Below are 2,638 nucleotides of genomic sequence, written 5' to 3' on the forward strand. Positions count from 1 at the left end.
CGCAACCATCCGACAAGGTGAACGGAGCGTGAAGGACGCTCTTGGGGCGTCAGCCAGTCTCTCTATAATCTCGTGCGTAGAACCAACGATTTCACCATTAGTGACTCATAAAATTATTTATGAATATACTAGTGGGTTTTTTAACGACCCGCAGGCACTTCAATTTTTTCGGGGATCAAGCGATATCCCATGGCTTGCATAATTGCGTTGATGTTCTCAAATCGCGGATTGCCGTCTTCTGATAAAGCTTTTTGAACACCATTCCGGGTCATTCCGGTTTCTTCCGCCAACGTGGAAATCCCTTTCACACGGGCAATCATCCTAAGGGAAGAAAGCAAGGCCGAGGTCGCCCCATCTTTCGAGTATTCTTCAAAGCACACTTTCAAATAGCTTTCAATCTCATCAGGATGTTCGCGATAATATTCCTCCTCCACTTGATCAAAGGTTCGTAACTTTCGTTTAGCCATGCTTTTTGTACTCCTTCCAATATCCTTTTGCGGTTTGGATATCTCGTTTTTGGCTACTTTTATCCCCGCCACACAGCAGAATCACAATATTGTTGGCCTCCTCACCAAAATACACACGGTACCCGGGACCAAAAAACAATCGTAGTTCACTCACCCCTTCACCTACCGGCTCACTATCTCCATAGAGTCCTTCACTGAGCCGACGAATCCTTGTCCCGATCCGTTCTTTCCCTTTTAAGTCTTTTAACCCCTTAAACCATTCTGAAAATGGCTCATTCCCCTGTTCATCTTCATACACAAGGACCTTTTTCGGTGTATTAGGTTGTCCCACTTATTGGTTCTTTCTCTCCATGTGCATAGTATATTATGCATATTATTTCGCCGCAAGTCTTTTGCTCGCCTACGGATACCGAATCAACAATGTAAATCATCTGCTAGACCCTTTCGTTGCCAACCATAGAGTGAGCTTCTACACTCCCAGTTATGTGGGTTCCCAATGATCTTCATCATTTCCCAGATCCGGCGGCGCCGGTCTTTCGGCCTGGAGAGTTCAAAGGGCGTGAGGGATTAGTTCGGAATGTGTTGTGGCGGTTGGAACGAGGGGAATCTTTAAGCCTTGTTGGTGGACCCAAATTAGGAAAAACCTCTTTGCTGCTCCATCTTGCCTGGCAACTGAATCATGCAGGCCCTTCCCCCAAGTCCACCGGACCTGCAGCGTTGTATGTTGATGTTGCCAACGAGGCTGATTGGAAACGATTCCATTCCCGCCCGCCCAATCCTGACACCATTGTTTTCCTTGATAACTGTGACCGACTGGCTGAAGGGGAGACTCGTTCTCTTTCAGACATTGATCTTTTGCCAGGAGGGTCTACGGTCTTTGCCGGAGCACGAGCCTGGCGGGAGGTTGTGAGAGGTGGTGGGTTGCCACACACACTGAAGTCTATTCCCTTGGCGGTCTTTTTGGAAAAAGAAGCCCAGCAGCTATTCAGTCCGGAGCTTTCCACAGAACAACAAGCCTCTGTCCTAATCTATGCAGGGACTCATCCCTATATCTTGAAGGTCTTGCAGGCTGAATTATTACGAGCAGGACCCTCTGTTCGGACGGAACAGGTTGTGAAGGATGTCAAAAAATCTCTCTCTTCTTTTTTTCAAGACTGTGTGAATCAAATGCGGGAACCTCTCGAACATCAGGTGCTGGCCTGTGTGATTGAAGCTGGGAAACCAGTAAATCCAAAGGAGGTGGCACGGGCCGTTGGGCTGCCGACGATCAAGCCTGTTGCGGATACGCTGTGTGCATTGGGGTTAATCGGTCGTTGGATTCGGGATGAAGCAGCCACACTTTCAGCAGGGAGCCGGTTGTTCAACGAATGGTATAGGGAAACAGTGGCGTTCTAAGATAAGATGGCCAATGGCCTCTTGATGAGCCATGCAGGATGGGCGTCAACTGCTTTGTTAGTCTATAAATGAAAAAGAGGAACTGATCGTGGGAGCCTTTAAAATATTTTCTGCGGAATTCAAGGCGAGTTGCGGGACGGTTGAGCAATTTCTGAAACCGACGCTTCCGGAAGTGGCCATCGTCGGCCGGTCCAATGTCGGGAAATCATCGGCGATCAATTGCCTGGTGAATCACAAAGGATTGGCCAAGGTCGGGAAGACTCCTGGAAAAACACAAACCATTAATTTTTTTGAGATTGCCACGAACGGCCCCCGGTTTATGCTGGTCGATCTTCCCGGATACGGATTTGCCAAAGTGCCTGAACGGATTCGAGAACTCTGGGGGCCACTGATTGAAGAATTTTTACGGACACGCAAGAATTTACAGGGTGTGGTGGTGCTGGTGGATTCCCGTCGGGTGCAGGAATCAGATCGGGCGATGGTCGAGTGGTTGATGCGACTGAAGATTCCCGTGATGGTGGTGGCCACCAAGGCTGATAAGGTCACGAGGGGAAATCGTCAGGCGGCGCTACGGGAATTACGTGAGGGTTTGGGCATGGAGGAGGATCCGCTTTTCCTGTCGGCCTACACCGGGGAAGGCAAACAGATGCTCCTTGACCAGTTAAGGGAGCTGCTTACTCTGGACGCTCCTCTTCCCTAAAAGGGAGAGTTGAAAAAGGCCGCCAGCGGCGTTCCCTGCCTTCGCCGTAGCGGCTTCACGTCTACGCCCTAAAGCA

The 2,638-nt window shown here is 49.5% G+C and carries 4 protein-coding genes; 2 read left to right on the forward strand and 2 right to left on the reverse strand.

Annotated features, from left to right (window positions below; genetic code table 11):
• Positions 1-140: 140 nt before the first annotated feature.
• Positions 141-467, reverse strand: a complete 327-nt coding sequence (locus AAH187_RS19115; protein ID WP_342350085.1) for an addiction module antidote protein — start codon at positions 465-467, stop codon at positions 141-143.
• Positions 460-798 carry a type II toxin-antitoxin system RelE/ParE family toxin gene (locus AAH187_RS19120; protein WP_342350086.1) on the reverse strand — a complete coding sequence of 113 codons (339 nt, stop codon included), beginning with the start codon at positions 796-798 and terminating at the stop codon, positions 460-462. The genes AAH187_RS19115 and AAH187_RS19120 overlap by 8 nt, the downstream gene beginning before the upstream one ends.
• Positions 799-950: 152 nt before the next feature.
• Between AAH187_RS19120 and AAH187_RS19125 the strand changes: the two genes are divergently transcribed.
• Together AAH187_RS19125 and yihA are read left to right on the forward strand one after the other, a co-directional pair.
• Positions 951-1,862 (forward strand): hypothetical protein, encoded by a 912-nt coding sequence (locus AAH187_RS19125; protein WP_342350087.1) that lies wholly within the window; start codon positions 951-953, stop codon positions 1,860-1,862.
• 88 nt (positions 1,863-1,950) lie between these two features.
• On the forward strand, positions 1,951-2,562 hold the full coding sequence (yihA, locus tag AAH187_RS19130; protein WP_342350088.1) for a ribosome biogenesis GTP-binding protein YihA/YsxC: 612 nt from the start codon (positions 1,951-1,953) through the stop codon (positions 2,560-2,562).
• The last annotated feature ends 76 nt before the right edge of the window (positions 2,563-2,638 follow it).

Origin of the sequence: uncultured Nitrospira sp. (assembly GCA_902500695.1) — a bacterium.
In the GTDB taxonomy this organism is placed as follows: Bacteria; Nitrospirota; Nitrospiria; order Nitrospirales; family UBA8639; genus Nitrospira_E.

Coding starts and splice junctions, on each gene's coding strand:
- AAH187_RS19115 (WP_342350085.1), bottom strand. CDS start 467: ATGGCTAAACGAAAGTTACGAACCTTTGATCAAGTGGAGGAGGAATAT.
- AAH187_RS19125 (WP_342350087.1), top strand. CDS start 951: ATGTGGGTTCCCAATGATCTTCATCATTTCCCAGATCCGGCGGCGCCG.